Origin of the sequence: Streptococcus uberis (assembly GCF_900475595.1) — a bacterium.
GTDB lineage: Bacteria > Bacillota > Bacilli > Lactobacillales > Streptococcaceae > Streptococcus > Streptococcus uberis.
Window position 1 is genome coordinate 131,941 of the sequence record NZ_LS483397.1, and the last position, 15,740, is coordinate 147,680.

Sequence of the window (15,740 nt, forward strand, 5' to 3'; positions counted from 1 at the left end):
GTCGCAAAATGGACAAAGGACTATTTGGCACGTTTGACTATGACCGTGACTACTTGCAGCATGATACTGAACGTGAAGAGCGTGACCATGATGAATGGGTATTCAGAGGCGGTCAATGGATTTATGTAGGAGACTACTAGCCTATGGACAGAGAACGCTATGACGATAATGCTTTTTGGAGACAGAAATATTTTGACTTATGTGTTGAGTTAGGCGAAATCAATAATAATCTTATGGATAAAGTTGCCAGTCTACAAAATGAAAACAAACGCTTAAAGCGTGAAAACTGGAATTTGAAACAAACGAAAGGTAGAAGAAAATGACAAACAATCAGTTAACAACACAAACAAAACGTGACATTACTACAGATCCAACATTACTAACTAGTGCTGACATCAAAAGATATTTCGACCCGCAAAACCTACTTAGTGAGAGGCAAGTAGGACAAGCACTAGCTTTGTGCAAAGGAAGAAACCTAAATCCGTTTGCAAATGAAGTTTATATTGTTGCTTATAAAAGCAACAATGGAACAGAATTCAGCTTAATTGTTTCAAAAGAGGCGTTTATGAAACGAGCTGAGCGTTGTGAAGGATATGATGGATTTGAAGCTGGCATAACCGTATTAAGAAATGGTGAAATGGTTGAAATTGAAGGTTCTTTAAAATTACCTGATGATATTCTAATTGGCGGTTGGTCTATAGTTTATCGAAAAGATCGCTCTCATAGATACAAAATAGCAGTAGATTTTGATGAATATGTCAAGCTAGATAAATATGGAAAACCACGTAGCACATGGAAATCAATGCCAGCAACTATGATAAGAAAGACAGCGCTTGTGCAGGCGTTAAGAGAGGCATTTCCTGATGAATTAGGTAATATGTACACCGATATCGACGGTGGAGATACATTTGACAGTGTTAAAGATGTGACTCCAACTGAAAGTCAAGAAGAAGTAAGAGCACGTAAGATGCGAGAAATTGAAGAATACAATCAAGCAAAATCTCAAACAACACCTGAAAATAACATTGTTGAAGAAACTTCCGAAGAATTTGGCCAAACTGAAATGTTTGAAGAAGGTGAACTAGTTTATTAAGGAGGACAATATGCAAGAATTACAAGCAAAAGTAACGCAGGCACAGGTTGAAATCATTGACCGTGACAAATTCGAACAAGGAATTAGTGATGTTGTTGCTAAGTATGAAAATTACACGGTAACAGCTGCAACAATCAAAGATGATAAGCAAGTTTTGGCAGATCTGCGAAAGCTCAAAAAGCAAATTTCTGATGAGCGTATCAAAATTAAGCGTGAATTGTCTCAATCTGCTGATGAATTTGACAAATATATCAAAGATACAAGCGAGCCAATGGATAAAGTCATTGATAAAATCGCTCAAGATGTTAAAGAATTTGAGGAACATCAGAAAGCTGTTCGTCTGGATACTGTTAAGAGCTATCTAGCCAACAAAGCGGCTGAGTATATGCTAGACCCTCGTGTTTTCGACGAAAAGGCTCAAGAGTACATTAAAGCCTCTGACTTTATGGCTGATGGAGCAACTCTTAAAAAAACGACTATGAAGTCGCTAGATGACATGGTAACTTTTGAATTCCAAAAGCAACAGGAATTTGAAAAAGCGAAAGCTGCCATCTCTGGGCAATGTGCTGAATATGGTATGACAGATCAGCCTTATATACGTATGTTGAAAGAGATGTCACTTGTTGAAGTCCTTGAACAGATTAAATCTGACTATCTTTTTGAAAAGCAAAAGCAAGAAGTGCGAAAAGCTGAGGAAGAAAGGGAACAACTTTTAGCCGCTCAAGTAACCAAAGAACAAGAGCAAGCTCAAAATCGTCAGGATTTGTCCCAAATCGACCCAGAAACAGGCGAGATTTTAGACAAAGGTCAATTGTCCTACAATGAACGAGGAACGCTCACAGATGCTGAAAATGAGCCAAAACGATACAGCCAAAAAATGACCTTGGAAGTATATTTCACAGATACGACTGAAAAAGACCGTTTCAAGAGTGGACTAAGTCAACTTGGTTTTAATTTCAAGAAAAATTATCAGGTTAGCGGATATCAACGTATAGAGCCGTTAACTCAAGCTGAACTCAATGAATTGTGTGGGTGGTAAGAATGGATAAGCAAGTAAAACAAGTAATTGATGAGCTAGAACCGTTTAATCACGGCATAACAATAGCAATCCACCAAAACAAAAATGAGTGTATAGCAACCTTTAGAATGCCTAGACAGTTTGACACCAAAAATATCAAATTCACTGGATGGAATGAAGATGTTATGAACAGAACTAGTTGCCACTCTGAAAATGACTTACTAGAGGCTTATGTTTACAAGATTTGGAATGTCTCTAATGATTGGATTTGCATTGAGGTATTACCGTTTTAGGAGGGAACTATGGAAATCAGAACAGTATCAGATAGTGTAGCTATATACTCAGACGGCAAGCGGCTGCAAGTTATACACAATTTAGGTGATGAATTTGTAATGGACTTAGAAGTCGTTGAAAGTCCTATTATTCGACTTGAAACAAGCGAAGTAGTAGGAATCGACAAAGAGGTTCGGTCATCATTCTCAGTTAGTGGTTTTTGCTCAAGAGGAATTAAAGGTTTAGACAGATTGAAAATAGCGATTTTAAATAACCAATTTTTGATTGATTATGTTAAAGAAAATCAATCTGAACTACTTTTGTTAATGAATCAAGTAAAGGAATATAGATGATTAAAGTACACGACAAAATAAAAGTTAGAATACCTGGCACAAAGAAATTTCTTTATGGTGCAGTGATCAATATCAATGAATTTCGTCCTCCTGAGCAAAAATACGCGGTTGTATTTCAAGGTGATAGCGAAGTTTACTTTTTTGGCAAAAATGATTTGGAGGTAGTCAATGATTGAGTTTTTGAAAGAAGTTGGAATGGCCTTGCTATGGGTAATGATTGGTTATCTAGTTGGCGAACGTAGTAAGAGAGATTAACAAATTTATTGCAAAGTGAAGCTAGGCCTTTGCAGTATTAAATTTTCCTAGCAAGAAAGGAAATTTTTGGGATTATCGTCAGATTTACAGGACTGATGATGTGAGAATTTCGCATACCAGCCTTGCCAAAGCTCACAACTTAATGGCTGGTATGATTTTTGTTGAATTATGGATTGGATTGATTACGCTCTATTTGAGCCAAAAAATAAAAAAGAAATAAAAAATAAAATCTTGAACGATGGATACACTTTTCCGCATTATGACAAATCAAGAAATAAAGTTAAATACGTCATATCTGAAAAGGATATTAATAAAGATTGTCTAAAAAACGGAATAGACATGTCGGAAGTATATCCGCTTCAGACAACACTTTTCTAAAAAGGAGAAAATATGGAACAAATCAATATTACAGGAACAGGAACAGCACTAATTTTAGATAGAGTAAACCGAATATTTGCAATCTCTGGCAGGTTGACTCTGCAATGGGATTTTATCAGCGATTTTAGAAAGATTGACGACGAGCCATCACTAGACGAAGATGGAGAGTTATTTGAAACAGCTTTTGATCTTGTACTAGAAGCTAAACCTAAAACAAAAATCAATCTAACATCATCATATTTTGCGAAAGAACATAAGAAAGACATAGACGAAATCGTAAAAGTGTTCTCGTTTATAGAAGATAACAAGAGAAATATTTTTGAAACTCTTGGCATTTGTGGAGTGCTTGAATAATGGCTAAATTAATTATCAATATCGAACCAAAACCACAGTCACGGCCAAGGTTCGCTAGGCGTGGCAATTTTACTACAACCTATGAAGATAAGGAAATGAAAGCCTGGCGTAATCAATGCAGGCTACTTATTGCCAATCAGTACATGGGTCAGCCTATACTTGAGGGTGCCCTGAGAGCAAATGTGAGGTTTTACATAAAACCACCTCAGTATATCTCAAAGCCAAAGAAGAACCAGCAGGCACTACTAGATGAAATTATTCCAGTAGGGAAAAAGCCTGATGTGGATAACTATGAAAAAGCTCTATACGACAGCATGAGTGGTATTGTCTTTCAAGATGACGGTCAGATAGCTTTGCATGATGTCGGCAAGTTCTACAGCTTCAACCCACGAATTGAGGTAGAAATGGAGGTCATGGAATGGATCTAGCAAAAGATACTCTCAAGGTTGCTGCTAGCATGATAATTGTATTAGCAGCCCTATTGGGATATAGCTATCTGATGTATCAATCAGGCTACAACCAAGCCAAAAACGAGGCTCAACCTATTACCCTCTACACCGTCGATAACGCAGGCGGTGTGATGATGGGTGAGATTACAGACAAGGAAATCATAGAGGGACGCTACACGATCACAGCTCACGCCTACGGTAAGTTTTTAGTCACAAAAGAACAGTACGAGGCTATCAAAATTGGTGACCCAATCCCTGAATATCTCAAAAAGAGGAGAAGCTGATGTTAAAAATAAGAGTATTTGTAAAAGAACTTTCCAAGATGTTTTTACCTGAGGATATTGTTTATATAGATTACAGTGAAAAAACCGTGACAGTTAGAGGTTGTCAATATTCAGATTGTGATACCTGTCATGATGAATATATTTGGGAAAAATGCGAAACAATGCGCTTTACAGATGTTTTGGATAATTCAGAGCCAAGAAAAGAAATATTTGAGGGTGATATTGTGAAGACCACTAGATTTTTTGGCAGAGCTGATGAAACAGGTGGTTTCTATGAGTACGATAAGGAACTGATAGGAATTGTGAAGCAACTTGAGGGAGCTTGGGTAATTGATACAGGGTGTGACGCAGTGTCTTTATGGACTGAGATTGAAGAAAACGAAGTCCTTGGCAATATTTATGAAACCCCAGATTTAATAGAGGTAAGACATGAACAAACGGCAACGTAAGAAGATGTTTACTAGAGCTTTCTCTAAAGCCTATGATGAGAGCCTGAAATATCGAAGTACAAAAGAACAAGTCTCTATCACAACGGTTAGAGATATAAGAGGTAAAGCCTATATCATTACTTCTATCATTAGTCAGGTTGAAATAATGAAGAATTGGACTGTTAGCCATGATGAAATTACCATATATGGCTATATTCTAGATAATAATAGATTGGGGTTAAAATGACATTATTTGACGAAGTACAGCAATTAAGTTCAGAAAGTCACGCAAAGTGGTTTGAACGATATTTCAATAGAATTGACCTTGAGAATAGGATAAAAATTTTTGCAGCTAAAGGGATAACCAGTTGCACTATCTCAGTAGACAATAAGAAAGATGTCTACCTTAAAACACGGCTCTTTAACTCAAAAACTATTGATATGCTCAGATACAGACTTGGAGATGGTTTCTCCGTTGAATTAAAAACGGAAACTATTAAAAGTAATGTATCTACATTTTTTGACATAACAAAAACATACATAGAAATATCTTGGTAAATAAAAAAGCCAAGGCGCTCTCTGCCTCAGCTATAATAATTAACACTATCATTATATCATAAAGGAGACATGGAGTGAACAAGGCTAAAGAGCTCTTGAATGAGTTGCAAAATCTTGATATGGACATTCAAAGCAGAATAGATGAAATCAACGAGCTTGAGGCAGGTTTACTCTCTAGCCCCAAGTGGACAACGGACAAAGTTAAAGGTGGTTCAGCTAGACAAGTTGATGATGTTTATACTCAGCTTATTGTGATGAAAGAAGCGATAGAGCAAGATACCAATGAAGTTATTAACAGGAAACTTGAACTTGGTAGGCTTATCAATCAGCTGAAAAATCCAAAGAGCAGATCAGTCCTCAGAATGACTTACATTACTAAGATGTATGTTGATGATATTTGTGATAAGTTAGCAATTAGCAAAAGCTCTTATTACAATATGCGTAAAATGGCTATTGAGGAGCTGAGTTTGGTTTTAGAACATTTGGAATAATTTGGAACGTTCTGAAAACGTTGTAAAAACCTAGATAATCTTGGCGTGCACTGTAATCATAATCTGCTAGAATGGTAGTATCAAGAAATAAGGGTAAGGCACCTATGAAGTGTCTTACCTTTTCTTTTGTCCAAACAAACAAGTACAGGAGGTTTAGGCTTGGGTAGAGCAAGAGACCCCAACCGAGACAAAGCATTTGAAATCTATTCAGAAAACAATGGAGACATTGAACTGGTTGAGATTGCTGAGCGTTTGGGTGTTTCAGCTGGCACTGTCCGAGGTTGGAAGAGTAAAGATAAATGGGAACCTAAAATAAAAGGAACGTTCCAAAAGAAAAATACGGAACGCTCCAAAAAGAAAATAGGTGCACCAAAAGGAAATAAGAACGCTGTAGGACATGGAGCCCCTAAGGGAAATACTAACGCTGTCAAGCACGGTCTCAGGAGAAAATATCTTCCTGACGGAATATCTGATCTAATAGATGAGATTGAAACCATGACACCTATAGACATTCTTTGGGAAAACATCACGCTGACATATGCTAATCTTTTGCATGCTCAGCGTATTTTATTTGTCCAAGACATAGAGGACAGTGACACCTTCATTACAAGTGAGGGCAAAGCTGGTACAGGGTATGAGCATCACACCTCATGGGATAAGCAAGGTAAGGCTCTAGCAGCAATAGCAAGGGCACAGTCTGAGCTTAAAAGCATGATTAAGACCTATGATGAGCTGACACGCTCACCACTTGTCACAGAGGAGCAACGCCTGAGAATTGACAATCTCAAGTCACAGTTAGGCTCTGATGATGAAGATGACACAGTCATTACTGGATTTACATTTGATAGGAGTGAGTACAATGGCGATACTGAACCTAGCCAAGCTGATTAACCCAGTATTTGATGAAGTGCTCTATACACTCAAGAGCCACATAGTGTTAAAGGGTGGGCGTGCCTCTACTAAGTCCTCTGTTGTATCTATTGACCTAGTAAATGACTTTATTAGTGACCCTTTAGGTAACGTGGTAGTTCTACGGAAAGTTGGTAAATACCTGAGAATGTCTGTTTATGAGCAGATAAGATGGGCCATCTATGAAATGGGGCTAGCTAATCAGTTCAAGTTCGGTAAGTCACCGCTACAAATCACTCACAAGAAAACAGGTACAGCCTTTTATTTCTACGGTGTAGATGACCCAATGAAACTTAAATCACAGAAGATAGCCAAGGGCTATGTTATGTCTGTTTGGTTTGAGGAATTGGCAGAGTTTGCAGGGCGTGAAGACATTGACATAGTTGAGGATACTTTTATCCGTCAAGAGTTGCCCAATGGCAAAGAGGTAAAGGTCTATTTTACATACAATCCACCACGTAACCCTTACGACTGGATAAATGAATGGGTAGCTGAGAAAGCTAGTGACCCAACCTACATGATACATCACAGCACCTATCTTGACGACAAGCTAGGTTTTTTGTCTAGGCAGATGAAAGAGAAGATAGAAAGGTACAAGGAAACTGACCCTGACTATTACCGTTGGATGTATCTAGGAGAGGTTATAGGGCTTGGTAATCATGTATACAACATGAACTACTTTAAGCCACTTGAGAGGCTCCCTGAGGACGATAGGCTTATCGGTATATCATTTGCCCTAGATACTGGACACCAGCAGTCAGCGACAGCCTGTGGAGCTTATGGATTGACTGCCAAGGGGAATGTTATTTTGCTTGATACGTTCTACTATTCTCCAGCTGGCAAGACAATCAAGAAAGCACCTAGTGAGTTGTCTGTGATGATACATGACTTTATTGACAAGGTTCTAAAGCAGTACAGAGTACCTAAGCTCAAGATGACTATTGATAGCGCTGAAGGTGCTTTGAGAAATCAATACTTTAAGGACTATGGCGAACGTTGGCACCCAGTAGCCAAAAAGAAAAACCAGACCATGATTGACATGGTTATCAGCTTGCTAGCAGAGGGGCGCTTTTACTACCTTGACATTCCTGCTAATAAGGTGTTTGTCGAGGAGCACAAGATGTACCGCTATGATGACAAGACTATTAACTCTGATGATCCTAAAATTATCAAGGAAGATGACCACACGGTAGATGAGTTCAAGTACTTTGTCCTGGACAACGCTAGGGAGCTAGATTTGAAAGCCTAAAGGAGCAAACAATGGGAATAGTACAGACTATCAAGAATTTATTTCAAAGGAGTAAGTATGTGATGACCACACAAAACTTAACAAACATTACTGACCACCCTAAAATAGCGGTGTCTAGCAGAGAGTATGACCGTATCAGGGAAAACCTCAAGTATTTTGCAGGGCGTTATCCACAGATTGAGTACAAAGACAGCAACGGAACTAAACAAAAGCGAGATTTTAACCATTTACCGATTGGCAGAACAGCCTCTAAGAAGATTGCAAGCCTGGTATTTAACGAACAGGCTGAAATCAAGGTAGATGATGAAAGAGCTAATGAGTTTATCCAGCAACAACTACAAAATGATCGCTTTATTAAGAATTTTGAACGATACCTAGAGAGCTGTTTAGCCCTTGGAGGACTTGCCATGAGACCATATGTCGACAAGGGCAAGGTAAGGATAGCATTTATTCAAGCTCCAGTCTTTTTGCCTCTCCAGTCAAATACCCAAGATGTTTCTAGTGCTGCTATCATTACAAAGACAATCAAATCAGAAGGCAATAAGCACAAGTATTACACGCTGATTGAATTGCACGAATGGGTAAAAGATGACAAGTACACTGTGACAAATGAGCTCTACAAGTCTGATAATCAGAACATTGTAGGAGCTAGAGTACCTTTGTCAGAACTCTATGAGGACTTGGAGGAAATAGTAGACTTGAACGGTCTTAGCAGACCCTTGTTTACCTACTTAAAGACACCAGGAATGAATAACAAAGATATTAATAGTCCGCTTGGTCTATCTATCTTTGATAACGCTAAGACTACTATTGACTTCCTTAATACAACCTATGATGAGTTTATGTGGGAGGTAAAAATGGGTCAGCGTAGGGTGGCTGTTCCTACTCAGATGATTAAGACAGAGTACAATCAGGACGGTGACAAGGTCACTGTCAAGCGTGAGTTTGAAACTGGGCACAATGTCTATGAGCAGTTCGATAGTGGTGATATAGACAAGGGTATAGGTATAACAGACCTTACAACTCCTATACGCTCTGATGACTATATCAAGGCTATCAACGAGGGTCTAGCGCTTTTTGAAATGCAGATAGGGGTATCAGCTGGCATGTTTACCTTTGATGGTAAGAGTATGAAGACAGCTACTGAGATTGTCTCAGAGAACTCTGACACTTACCAAATGCGTAACAGTATCGTCAGCTTGGTTGAGCAATCCCTAAAAGAGCTGATTATCTCTATGTTAGAGCTTGGGAAAGCCTATCAACTCTACAAGGGTAATATCCCAGACATGGACGCTATCAGCATTAACCTTGATGACGGTGTCTTTACTGACCGAAATGCTGAGCTTGACTACTGGATTAAGGTAGTTAACGCTGGTTTTGGTACTGATGTAATGGCTATTGAGAAGGTGCTTAACGTAACGACTGAGAAAGCTAAGGAAATTAAAGCTGAAATCAGCGGTAATGCCATTGACGAGGCAAGCGGAGAGCGTAGTCCTAATGATGTAGGAGTATATGGAGAGTGATTAGATGGCTGATGACAAGAAGAAACCAATCAAACTAAATGATGAGCAGCTTATGCTTGACGCTAGTCAGGTTGCAGACATCTATCATCAGCTTACTCTGGATCTATTTGACCAAGTTATAGACCGCATCAAAGAGCGTGGCTCTGCTAGTCTTGATGATAACCCCTATATTTGGCAACTAGAGAAAATGAATGAGATGGGGCTACTCAACGAGGATAACATCAAGCTCATCTCTGACCGCTCAGGAATTGCTGAGGAACAGCTTAGGTATGTTATCCAAAATGAGGGCTACAAAATCTACAAAGATACCAAACAGCAGCTTTTAGATGCTACTGGTAGCGGTAGTTTTGTGGCTAACTCACTCATTCAGACAAATCTAGCAGCATATGTCAATCAGACAATGGGAGACATAAACAACCTTATCAATACCACGCTACCAAAAAGCGTGATGGGGGCTTATCAGTCTATCATTGAAGAGGCCACAGCAAAGGTTGTTACAGGTCTAGCAACATCAGACAAGGCTATTTCAGATACTGTCATGAAATGGGCTAAAAAGGGCTTTTATGGCTTTACAGATAGTCAAGGGAAGAGGTGGAAAGCTGACACCTACGCTAGGCAAGTCATTAAATCAACTGCTTGGCGTGTTTATCGTGAGGTTAGAATGGCTCCAGCTGAGGAAATGGGTATAGACACCTTTTACTACTCAAAGAAATCTACAGCAAGAGAAATGTGTGCCCCTTTGCAACATCAGATAGTTACTACTGGAATTGCTAGGACCGAAAAAGGAGAGCGTATCCTTGCCTTGTCAGATTATGGCTACGGAACTGCTGGGGGGTGTTTGGGTATTAACTGCACCCATGAAATTACTCCCTTTGTGGTTGGTGCTAACTATAAGCCTGATTTGCCTGATGAGCTGAAAGACCTAACGCCTGAGCAAGCTATTGAAAATGCTAACGTACAGGCTAAACAGAGAGCTCTAGAGCGTTCTATCAGACAATCTAAGGAATTTCTCCACGTTGCCGAGAAACTAGGCGATACGGAGCTGATAGACAAGTATAAGAACAGAGTAAGGATACAACAGGGAGCTATGAGAGATTATCTCAGACAGAACCCATTCCTACACCGTGATTATAGCAGAGAGAAGTACTATGATGACCCATTTACCAAGGCTAAGAAAGAAATCAAGGTCAGAAAAGAACTTGAAAAACTGGAAAAGCATAGGGTAGAACAAAAAGAAATGCGACAACGTTTCACTTCCGCTGTGAAAGATGGTATAATTAAAGCAGAAATCAACGAACAAAAACAATCTGACCACATCAGAGGTACTAACGAATGGTACAGGAGACTTGAAACTGACCTAGCTAACGGCAAGCAGTTTGAACCAAGCTATTTGACTGTGACAATTGATGAGGCAGCTAAACTAATTAAACGTTATTCTGGGACAGGGAAATTCTTGTATAAAGAAGACCCTACCTACATTCCTAAGAAAGAAATCATCAAACATGACAGCAAGATTGGTATGTATATTGACCAATCTACAGGAGAGATGTTTGAGACTGATAGCTTTAGGATACACTATAGAAAAACTGGTGCGCACATTGTCCCAACGTATGGAGGTAAGTCATGAAATTATGGACTTTTTTAAGGCAAAATGTGAAACTTGTGCTTAAAGATGGCTCAATCGTTTCAGGATTTGTCCAAGAATACTGTAGTAAAGATGACAATGATGAGGAAGTTGACTCAGTTGCATTAGATGTCAACGGCACTCTTTATGAGTATTTTGAAACTGAAATCCTTAGTATTTCTCTAACTTAGCGCTTAGTTCAATCTAGGCGTTTTTCTTATGCCCAAAAATAGGAGTTGTTATGAATAAACGATTAAAAAAGAAGCTAGAGCTTGAACAAACGATCAAAATTTTAAATAAAAACTACAAAGTTCTAAATAAAGAAATACTTGATATTGAAATTGTACAGTCTCGAAACGCACTAGCAACTAACAAAGAGTTTACAAGCTTACGTAAAGCATTAATTGATCAGCAAGAACTGACTCATGCACTTGCTGAAACTCTAGCTGAGTTGCAAGACTATGTTTTGAATGATTTAACCAATAAAAGACCGTTTTGGCAATTTTGGAAATAATTTAGAAAGGAGATTACAACCTTGAAACCGTCTGAAAACTGAAAGGAGCGTGATCTTATATCTATGTCTTGAACCGTACATTAGAACGGTTTTTTATTTTGCCCTGGATATGGCGTAAAAGTGTCTGTATCTCAGTCCCTCGTGACGTAAAACAAAGGAGTTAAGGTATGAGCCTTAAACGTGAGATGTTGGTTGACGCAGGTATAACAGATAACAGTGTGCTGGATAATATCATGCAAGCGTACGGTGCAGGTATTGAAAATGCAAAAGTACAGGCTAAGTCTGAGTTACAGGCAGAAAACGACACATTGAAACAACAGCTTGAGCAACAAACTCAAACTATTAAAGATTTGCAGGACAAAGAGGGTGCTAGTGATGAGCTGAAACAACAATTAGCTGATATCAAGAGCCAATTTGATACTTACAAATCTGATAGCGAGACGCAACTTGCTCAAGTCACTAAAACTAACGCTGTAGCCCTTGCTTTGAAAGATGTGGGAGCTTTCAATTCTGAGGATTTGATGAAGTTCATTGACCTAGACAAGATTGAGTTAGGAGAAGATGGGAAACCTCTCTTAGATGACACAATCAACAGCCTCAAGGAAACAAGCCCTTACTTATTCAAAAGCGAAGATAAACAGTCAAACCCTACGATTTCAATTGGTGGCAACCCACCAGCAGAACCAGGTGCTAAAGGTGATGCTTTTGATGAAATCATGAGTAAATATTAAAAAAACAAAAGGAGATTAGCATGTCTACAAAAATTTATACAAAAAACTACATGGCTTTGTTGGCGAAAATTACAGAGAGCCGTTCACGCTTCCTACGTTCTTTTGGCGGTCAAATTCAAATTTTTGACGGTGTATCGGACTCTGATACTATGCTGCATTTGAAAGTGAATACTGCAAAAGCCATTATCAAGCAATACGACAAAGGCGAAAATGTAGCGTTCGGAACGGGTACAGGATCTACAAGCCGTTTTGGTCAACGTACTGAAATTAAGTCAGTTGATAAATCTGTCCCTTACGAGGCTCCTATTGCAATTCATGAGGGAATTGACAATGTGACAGTAAATGATGTGGCTGACAAAGTTGTAGCTGAGCGTTTGGAAGAAAACGCCTTGGCTCAAACAGAATACATCAATGAATTGCTTGCAAAAGCATTGTCAGATAATGCAAGCGAAACGATTACAGGCACAATGGACGAGGCAGGAGTAACAAAAGCATTCTCAACAGCTCACAAGAAATTTGTTAATAACAAGATTTCTAAAAATATTGCTTGGGTTGCCTACGTTACATCAGATGTCTATGATTTCTTGATTGACTCTAAACTAGCAACAACAGCTAAAAACTCATCAGCTAATATTGATGACCAAACAATGTATAAATTCAAAGGGTTTGTTTTGGAAGAAACACCTGACGAATACTTCCAAGAGGGAGAACAGGTCATGTTTGCAGTTGATGGCGTAGGTATTGCAGGTGTAGGTTTGCAAATTGTACGTACTATTGACGCTGATGACTTCTACGGTGTTGCAATCCAAGGAGCAGGTAAATATGGTAAGTATATTGCTGATGAGAACAAGGTTGGTATCCTTAAAGCTAAGCTAGCTCCAGCAGGTTAAAACGGAGGTTTAAATGTCTAAATTCAAAGTAGTATCGGATTTTTGGGACATTGAAAAAGATGAGTATGTTGAAAAAGGCTCAGTCATTGATGTTACTAAAAAGCGTGCTGAGGAAATCAATAACAACATTGGTTTTCAGGTAGTTATCGAAGAAAAAACAGTAAAGGAGTAGTCTAAATGGCTAAATTCAAAGCAACATCAAACGTGGTCTTTGTCGTTGACGGCAAAGAGACACACTTTGATGAAAATGTTGAGTACGACATGGAAGTAAAGACTGCTGATGAGCTAAACGCTAAGGGTGAACTTACACACCCTGACCTCAGCCCGTTCTTTGAACGTGTTGACAAAGACGACAAATCAGCAAAGGCGGATAAGTAACACCGCCTTTTTAATTGGAGGTGATTACTATCGCTTATTTGACACAGGATGAATTTACTAAGGATTTTGGATTTGATGAAATCAATGACTTTGAAAAACTACTAAAAAGGGCTGAGGTGTCTATCAACCTCTTTCTTAATGGTTTCTATGATTTTGTAGACTTTGATAAAGAGATTGAACACAGAAAGCAAGCTGTTAAGATGGCTACTGCTTTACAAGTGGTTTATTTGGATACTAGCGGTATTATGACAGCTGATGACAAACAATCACTAGCCAGTGTATCTCTTGGGCGTACCTCTGTGAGCTACAAGGACACCTCTAAAACCTCTTTAGAGAGTTCTATGTATAATTTATCTCTTGACGCTCTTAATATTCTGAAAAGGGCAGGATTTGGCTACAGGGGGGTAGGTTATGACAGGTATTGATAAGCGATTGCTGGTCGATACTGTGACTATCCAGAAAACCACAGAGGAAAAAGACGCATGGGGTAAAGTAATGTTAGAGAGCCCAGTCACGCTTAGTCCTGTTAGGTTTGATAGGCAGTATCAAGTGCAAGGCACCCAGAACAACCGCAAAGAGGCTAAACCTAGCCTTCTGTTTGTATATCCTCAATATTGCCCTATTGTTCTTGATGAAACCTTTGAGAATGCTATTGTAAACGACGGCAAGCGTGATTATAGAGTCACAACTGTCATTCCTGTTAGTTATCCACATAATGGGAAAATTTTCTGTTATGAGTTGGAGTGTATCTAATGGGAGTAACAGTATCTGTAAAAGTTGACCTTAAAGGTATAGAAAAGAAAGTATCACCACAAGCGCTAGCTAGAGGTAAATTAGCAATCGCTAACCAAATGATACTTGATATGGCGCCATTCACACCTGCCAAAGAAGGAAACCTGAGAGGTAGTGCTCAAGCTAGCGGTGACAGTGTGCGTTATCCTGGACCGTATGCAAGAGCTCAGTTTTACGGCTCTAGCTATAACAAACACAGGAGCTTTACCTTTAAGCGTTACACTACCCCTGGAACTGGTAAAAGGTGGGATAAAAAAGCAACAGCTCTACATGTCAAGGATTGGGGTAAAGTCGGACTTAGAGCAATGGGAGTTAAAGCATGAACAATAATGATTTTTCAGAAGTCCTAAGAGATTTCATCAACACACTAGGCCTGCCTCTGATTTGTAGACTTGATTACTTGTCAGAGACTGAAGGCTTAGTTCTTTATCCCTTGCCTGGTGGCAAGGTTGAAAAAGAGTATCTAAACGGTAAACAGGATATCAGCTTGGTTTTTGAAGTAGCAATAAAAACTACTGATCATCAAAAAACAAGTGGTATTTTGTGGGCTATCAATAGTGCTCTTGCTGATTTTAACCTTGAGCTACCTAGTCAAAATAATTCATATCAATTCAGAGGCCTTGAAGTCTCACAGCCATTTCTTAATGACCGTGATGACCAAGGCTTTTATGTTTATATGCTGGACATCACAGCAAAAATTGAAACAGATGGAGGAAATTAAATGCCTAAAATGAAAAACGCCAAGCGCAAACACTATGTAGCGCCTTGGTCAGCAGAAAATCCAACTACTGAGCCATTAACTGATGCTTGGAAATGGCTTGCAGATGGTGTCACAACTGCAGAAGTTGAGAATGACGAAGAAACAGACGACATAGCTTACTACAACGGTGACGGCACACCTGAGACATTGGTTACATCTGTTAAGTACGGTTACAGCTTTGAGGGTGACTACATCAAAGAAGATGAAGCGCAAAAAATCATTGCTGATATGCGTTTCTTGACTGGAGACCAACGCAAGGTGTGGTTTAAGGTCGTTGACCCCGACGGCATGACTCAATATTCAGGAGTTGCCACAGTGTCTGGAATCAAGATCGGTGGCGGTGAGGCTGCTGAATTTGAAGCCTTTGAATGTACTATCAGCTGGAACACAGTACCTAAACAGTCCGCTGTAGTTGGTGCATAAAACAACTTAGGGG

The 15,740-nt window shown here is 39.1% G+C and carries 29 protein-coding genes; all 29 read left to right on the forward strand.

Features of this window, described 5'->3' with window-relative positions:
• Positions 1–8 precede the first annotated feature (8 nt).
• The 29 genes from DQM95_RS10145 to DQM95_RS00975 all read left to right on the forward strand — a co-directional run bounded on the left by DQM95_RS10145 (position 9) and on the right by DQM95_RS00975 (position 15,727).
• Positions 9–140, forward strand: a complete 132-nt coding sequence (locus DQM95_RS10145; RefSeq protein ID WP_269460017.1) for a hypothetical protein — start codon at positions 9–11, stop codon at positions 138–140.
• A gap of 3 nt (positions 141–143) precedes the next feature.
• A complete protein-coding gene (locus tag DQM95_RS00840; protein ID WP_037592979.1) occupies positions 144–323 on the forward strand; it encodes a hypothetical protein in 180 nt (59 codons plus the stop codon).
• Complete coding sequence (gene bet, locus DQM95_RS00845) at positions 320–1,093, forward strand: phage recombination protein Bet (protein WP_037592978.1); 774 nt, start codon at positions 320–322, stop codon at positions 1,091–1,093. Before DQM95_RS00840 ends, bet begins: the two co-directional genes overlap by 4 nt.
• A 10-nt stretch (positions 1,094–1,103) precedes the next feature.
• Positions 1,104–2,132 carry a DUF1351 domain-containing protein gene (locus tag DQM95_RS00850; protein ID WP_037592977.1) on the forward strand — a complete coding sequence of 343 codons (1,029 nt, stop codon included), beginning with the start codon at positions 1,104–1,106 and terminating at the stop codon, positions 2,130–2,132.
• Positions 2,133–2,134: 2 nt separating this feature from the next.
• Complete coding sequence (locus tag DQM95_RS00855) at positions 2,135–2,404, forward strand: hypothetical protein (protein WP_037592976.1); 270 nt, start codon at positions 2,135–2,137, stop codon at positions 2,402–2,404.
• Between the two features lie 9 nt (positions 2,405–2,413).
• Positions 2,414–2,737 carry a hypothetical protein gene (locus tag DQM95_RS00860; protein ID WP_037592975.1) on the forward strand — a complete coding sequence of 108 codons (324 nt, stop codon included), beginning with the start codon at positions 2,414–2,416 and terminating at the stop codon, positions 2,735–2,737.
• Positions 2,734–2,913 carry a hypothetical protein gene (locus tag DQM95_RS00865; protein ID WP_037592974.1) on the forward strand — a complete coding sequence of 60 codons (180 nt, stop codon included), beginning with the start codon at positions 2,734–2,736 and terminating at the stop codon, positions 2,911–2,913. The genes DQM95_RS00860 and DQM95_RS00865 overlap by 4 nt, the downstream gene beginning before the upstream one ends.
• A 469-nt stretch (positions 2,914–3,382) precedes the next feature.
• On the forward strand, positions 3,383–3,724 hold the full coding sequence (locus DQM95_RS00875; protein ID WP_037592972.1) for a hypothetical protein: 342 nt from the start codon (positions 3,383–3,385) through the stop codon (positions 3,722–3,724).
• Complete coding sequence (locus DQM95_RS00880; protein WP_037592971.1) at positions 3,724–4,152, forward strand: RusA family crossover junction endodeoxyribonuclease; 429 nt, start codon at positions 3,724–3,726, stop codon at positions 4,150–4,152. The genes DQM95_RS00875 and DQM95_RS00880 overlap by 1 nt, the downstream gene beginning before the upstream one ends.
• A complete protein-coding gene (locus tag DQM95_RS00885) occupies positions 4,143–4,457 on the forward strand; it encodes a DUF1372 family protein (protein ID WP_037592970.1) in 315 nt (104 codons plus the stop codon). Before DQM95_RS00880 ends, DQM95_RS00885 begins: the two co-directional genes overlap by 10 nt.
• The gene (locus DQM95_RS00890; RefSeq protein WP_037592969.1) at positions 4,454–4,906 is read left to right on the forward strand and encodes a YopX family protein; all 453 of its coding nucleotides are present in this window, start codon (positions 4,454–4,456) and stop codon (positions 4,904–4,906) included. The genes DQM95_RS00885 and DQM95_RS00890 overlap by 4 nt, the downstream gene beginning before the upstream one ends.
• Positions 4,887–5,132 (forward strand): hypothetical protein, encoded by a 246-nt coding sequence (locus DQM95_RS00895; protein WP_037592968.1) that lies wholly within the window; start codon positions 4,887–4,889, stop codon positions 5,130–5,132. The genes DQM95_RS00890 and DQM95_RS00895 overlap by 20 nt, the downstream gene beginning before the upstream one ends.
• The gene (locus tag DQM95_RS00900; RefSeq protein WP_037592967.1) at positions 5,129–5,443 is read left to right on the forward strand and encodes a hypothetical protein; all 315 of its coding nucleotides are present in this window, start codon (positions 5,129–5,131) and stop codon (positions 5,441–5,443) included. The genes DQM95_RS00895 and DQM95_RS00900 overlap by 4 nt, the downstream gene beginning before the upstream one ends.
• A gap of 74 nt (positions 5,444–5,517) precedes the next feature.
• Positions 5,518–5,934, forward strand: a complete 417-nt coding sequence (locus DQM95_RS00905) for a DUF1492 domain-containing protein (RefSeq protein WP_037592964.1) — start codon at positions 5,518–5,520, stop codon at positions 5,932–5,934.
• A 159-nt stretch (positions 5,935–6,093) separates the two neighbouring features.
• Positions 6,094–6,825 (forward strand): phage terminase small subunit, encoded by a 732-nt coding sequence (terS, locus tag DQM95_RS00910; protein WP_037592962.1) that lies wholly within the window; start codon positions 6,094–6,096, stop codon positions 6,823–6,825.
• Positions 6,794–8,092 carry a PBSX family phage terminase large subunit gene (locus DQM95_RS00915; protein ID WP_037592960.1) on the forward strand — a complete coding sequence of 433 codons (1,299 nt, stop codon included), beginning with the start codon at positions 6,794–6,796 and terminating at the stop codon, positions 8,090–8,092. The genes terS and DQM95_RS00915 overlap by 32 nt, the downstream gene beginning before the upstream one ends.
• 11 nt (positions 8,093–8,103) lie before the next feature.
• Positions 8,104–9,615, forward strand: coding sequence for a phage portal protein (locus DQM95_RS00920; RefSeq protein WP_331813043.1), 1,512 nt, complete (start codon positions 8,104–8,106; stop codon positions 9,613–9,615).
• Between the two features lie 4 nt (positions 9,616–9,619).
• Positions 9,620–11,242 carry a phage minor capsid protein gene (locus tag DQM95_RS00925; protein WP_037592958.1) on the forward strand — a complete coding sequence of 541 codons (1,623 nt, stop codon included), beginning with the start codon at positions 9,620–9,622 and terminating at the stop codon, positions 11,240–11,242.
• The gene (locus DQM95_RS00930; RefSeq protein WP_037592956.1) at positions 11,239–11,430 is read left to right on the forward strand and encodes a hypothetical protein; all 192 of its coding nucleotides are present in this window, start codon (positions 11,239–11,241) and stop codon (positions 11,428–11,430) included. The genes DQM95_RS00925 and DQM95_RS00930 overlap by 4 nt, the downstream gene beginning before the upstream one ends.
• Before the next feature lie 50 nt (positions 11,431–11,480).
• Complete coding sequence (locus DQM95_RS00935) at positions 11,481–11,753, forward strand: hypothetical protein (RefSeq protein ID WP_037592949.1); 273 nt, start codon at positions 11,481–11,483, stop codon at positions 11,751–11,753.
• Positions 11,754–11,920: 167 nt separating this feature from the next.
• The gene (locus tag DQM95_RS00940; RefSeq protein WP_037592944.1) at positions 11,921–12,484 is read left to right on the forward strand and encodes a phage scaffolding protein; all 564 of its coding nucleotides are present in this window, start codon (positions 11,921–11,923) and stop codon (positions 12,482–12,484) included.
• 20 nt (positions 12,485–12,504) lie between these two features.
• A complete protein-coding gene (locus tag DQM95_RS00945; protein WP_037592941.1) occupies positions 12,505–13,374 on the forward strand; it encodes a hypothetical protein in 870 nt (289 codons plus the stop codon).
• A 13-nt stretch (positions 13,375–13,387) separates the two neighbouring features.
• Positions 13,388–13,546, forward strand: a complete 159-nt coding sequence (locus DQM95_RS10025; RefSeq protein ID WP_000032859.1) for a hypothetical protein — start codon at positions 13,388–13,390, stop codon at positions 13,544–13,546.
• A gap of 5 nt (positions 13,547–13,551) precedes the next feature.
• Positions 13,552–13,752, forward strand: a complete 201-nt coding sequence (locus tag DQM95_RS00950) for a hypothetical protein (protein ID WP_001051385.1) — start codon at positions 13,552–13,554, stop codon at positions 13,750–13,752.
• A gap of 14 nt (positions 13,753–13,766) precedes the next feature.
• Complete coding sequence (locus tag DQM95_RS00955) at positions 13,767–14,177, forward strand: head-tail connector protein (protein WP_111685886.1); 411 nt, start codon at positions 13,767–13,769, stop codon at positions 14,175–14,177.
• Positions 14,164–14,505, forward strand: a complete 342-nt coding sequence (locus tag DQM95_RS00960; RefSeq protein ID WP_037592938.1) for a putative minor capsid protein — start codon at positions 14,164–14,166, stop codon at positions 14,503–14,505. The genes DQM95_RS00955 and DQM95_RS00960 overlap by 14 nt, the downstream gene beginning before the upstream one ends.
• A complete protein-coding gene (locus tag DQM95_RS00965; RefSeq protein ID WP_037592937.1) occupies positions 14,505–14,867 on the forward strand; it encodes a minor capsid protein in 363 nt (120 codons plus the stop codon). The genes DQM95_RS00960 and DQM95_RS00965 overlap by 1 nt, the downstream gene beginning before the upstream one ends.
• Positions 14,864–15,265, forward strand: a complete 402-nt coding sequence (locus tag DQM95_RS00970) for a minor capsid protein (protein ID WP_111685887.1) — start codon at positions 14,864–14,866, stop codon at positions 15,263–15,265. Before DQM95_RS00965 ends, DQM95_RS00970 begins: the two co-directional genes overlap by 4 nt.
• A complete protein-coding gene (locus DQM95_RS00975) occupies positions 15,266–15,727 on the forward strand; it encodes a phage tail tube protein (RefSeq protein WP_037592936.1) in 462 nt (153 codons plus the stop codon).
• Positions 15,728–15,740: the final 13 nt, after the last annotated feature.

Excerpts from the sequence above, each read along its gene's own strand:
- DQM95_RS00855 (WP_037592976.1), top strand. The coding sequence starts at position 2,135 with ATGGATAAGCAAGTAAAACAAGTAATTGATGAGCTAGAACCGTTTAAT.
- DQM95_RS00865 (WP_037592974.1), top strand. The coding sequence starts at position 2,734 with ATGATTAAAGTACACGACAAAATAAAAGTTAGAATACCTGGCACAAAG.
- DQM95_RS00875 (WP_037592972.1), top strand. The coding sequence starts at position 3,383 with ATGGAACAAATCAATATTACAGGAACAGGAACAGCACTAATTTTAGAT.
- DQM95_RS00860 (WP_037592975.1), top strand. The coding sequence starts at position 2,414 with ATGGAAATCAGAACAGTATCAGATAGTGTAGCTATATACTCAGACGGC.
- DQM95_RS00895 (WP_037592968.1), top strand. The coding sequence starts at position 4,887 with ATGAACAAACGGCAACGTAAGAAGATGTTTACTAGAGCTTTCTCTAAA.
- DQM95_RS00960 (WP_037592938.1), top strand. The coding sequence starts at position 14,164 with ATGACAGGTATTGATAAGCGATTGCTGGTCGATACTGTGACTATCCAG.
- DQM95_RS00880 (WP_037592971.1), top strand. The coding sequence starts at position 3,724 with ATGGCTAAATTAATTATCAATATCGAACCAAAACCACAGTCACGGCCA.
- DQM95_RS00945 (WP_037592941.1), top strand. The coding sequence starts at position 12,505 with ATGTCTACAAAAATTTATACAAAAAACTACATGGCTTTGTTGGCGAAA.
- DQM95_RS00915 (WP_037592960.1), top strand. The coding sequence starts at position 6,794 with ATGGCGATACTGAACCTAGCCAAGCTGATTAACCCAGTATTTGATGAA.
- DQM95_RS00850 (WP_037592977.1), top strand. The coding sequence starts at position 1,104 with ATGCAAGAATTACAAGCAAAAGTAACGCAGGCACAGGTTGAAATCATT.
- bet (WP_037592978.1), top strand. The coding sequence starts at position 320 with ATGACAAACAATCAGTTAACAACACAAACAAAACGTGACATTACTACA.
- DQM95_RS00965 (WP_037592937.1), top strand. The coding sequence starts at position 14,505 with ATGGGAGTAACAGTATCTGTAAAAGTTGACCTTAAAGGTATAGAAAAG.
- DQM95_RS00930 (WP_037592956.1), top strand. The coding sequence starts at position 11,239 with ATGAAATTATGGACTTTTTTAAGGCAAAATGTGAAACTTGTGCTTAAA.
- DQM95_RS00935 (WP_037592949.1), top strand. The coding sequence starts at position 11,481 with ATGAATAAACGATTAAAAAAGAAGCTAGAGCTTGAACAAACGATCAAA.
- DQM95_RS10025 (WP_000032859.1), top strand. The coding sequence starts at position 13,388 with ATGTCTAAATTCAAAGTAGTATCGGATTTTTGGGACATTGAAAAAGAT.
- DQM95_RS00975 (WP_037592936.1), top strand. The coding sequence starts at position 15,266 with ATGCCTAAAATGAAAAACGCCAAGCGCAAACACTATGTAGCGCCTTGG.
- DQM95_RS00940 (WP_037592944.1), top strand. The coding sequence starts at position 11,921 with ATGAGCCTTAAACGTGAGATGTTGGTTGACGCAGGTATAACAGATAAC.
- DQM95_RS00840 (WP_037592979.1), top strand. The coding sequence starts at position 144 with ATGGACAGAGAACGCTATGACGATAATGCTTTTTGGAGACAGAAATAT.
- DQM95_RS00950 (WP_001051385.1), top strand. The coding sequence starts at position 13,552 with ATGGCTAAATTCAAAGCAACATCAAACGTGGTCTTTGTCGTTGACGGC.
- DQM95_RS00970 (WP_111685887.1), top strand. The coding sequence starts at position 14,864 with ATGAACAATAATGATTTTTCAGAAGTCCTAAGAGATTTCATCAACACA.
- DQM95_RS00920 (WP_331813043.1), top strand. The coding sequence starts at position 8,104 with ATGGGAATAGTACAGACTATCAAGAATTTATTTCAAAGGAGTAAGTAT.
- DQM95_RS10145 (WP_269460017.1), top strand. The coding sequence starts at position 9 with ATGGACAAAGGACTATTTGGCACGTTTGACTATGACCGTGACTACTTG.
- DQM95_RS00885 (WP_037592970.1), top strand. The coding sequence starts at position 4,143 with ATGGATCTAGCAAAAGATACTCTCAAGGTTGCTGCTAGCATGATAATT.
- DQM95_RS00925 (WP_037592958.1), top strand. The coding sequence starts at position 9,620 with ATGGCTGATGACAAGAAGAAACCAATCAAACTAAATGATGAGCAGCTT.
- DQM95_RS00900 (WP_037592967.1), top strand. The coding sequence starts at position 5,129 with ATGACATTATTTGACGAAGTACAGCAATTAAGTTCAGAAAGTCACGCA.